This window comes from Vibrio sp. 970 (genome assembly GCF_033339075.1).
Genome location: NZ_JAWOTW010000127.1, coordinates 1 through 934 on the forward strand (window position 1 = coordinate 1; position 934 = coordinate 934).

Consider the following 934-nt stretch of genomic DNA (forward strand, 5'->3'; position numbering starts at 1 on the left):
TTGCTGAACATCCTAAAATGGCAGAAGCGATGTTGCATCGTTCAGAGAACTACAATGAGTCCTTGGAATTTATCCGCAATCCACCACAAGGAACCCGCGTGAGAGTGATTGCACCGCCGGATGAATTTCATGTGCAACGCTTGTCGATGCGCCAATCCGTTCTACTCGAAGGGTATGAAATGGGGCTTCAAGAAGGCAGAACTCATATCACCAATCTGTCTGGTGGTTATGGTTTAAGTCGAGAAAACTGCCACTTTTGTCTTTAACTCGCAGTGATTGATAAAGTAAAAAGAACCCCGCGATTGGCGGGGTTCTTTACGTCTATCGTCTGCGAGATTAGTTCAGCTTATCCCAAGCCATTTCCCAGTGTGAGCCTGTCGCTGGCTCAAATTGTGTTGCACTCTCACTCCACTGTACGCAGTAGCCAGAGTAAGGGAATGGTTTACATTGATAAATCGCGCCGTCGCTTGCTAACACTTTTGTACCTGCTGTGTAGCTAGAAAGCCCCTCAGGGAATACAAAGTCGTATTCGCCTGATGGTGGTGGGGTGACTTCCTCACTTTTTAGATGGAAATCCAGAGTTTGCTGATCGACAAGGTTGCCATCGGTATCTTTAATGCGGGTCACTAACATGTGGTGCCCCGGTTCTGATTTGCTCAGCGTGAGTTCTACTTGTTCGCTTGCACCATCTTGAATTGAACCCGTCCAACTTGCTAGTGGTTCGCGATGATGATTGTAAACCGTTAACTCGGCGGTTAAGTCGCCCTCTGCGGTAAGAGTGAGGTCTAAAGCGGTTGGCTCTGTACCAATTATGTACTCACTAGCAAGACCATCAACCGTGAGTGAATAGTCAGGTACTGGCGTTTCAATATTGTAGCCAATTTCAACACGCTCAAGGCCACTGTTTGATTGCAGGTAAATTGGGTTCGTGCCG

General features: G+C 47.4%; 1 protein-coding gene and 1 pseudogene. One reads left to right on the forward strand and one right to left on the reverse strand.

The genetic code is table 11. From position 1 onward, the window contains the following. A partial coding sequence (locus tag R7Q11_RS25190; RefSeq protein ID WP_225466881.1) for a DUF6363 domain-containing protein occupies nt 1–266 on the forward strand: 266 nt, incomplete at its 5' end. Between the two features lie 70 nt (nt 267–336). Here R7Q11_RS25190 and R7Q11_RS25195 read toward each other — a convergent pair. After that, nucleotides 337–934, reverse strand: a pseudogene (locus R7Q11_RS25195) (N-acetylglucosamine-binding protein GbpA); the annotation flags it as partial.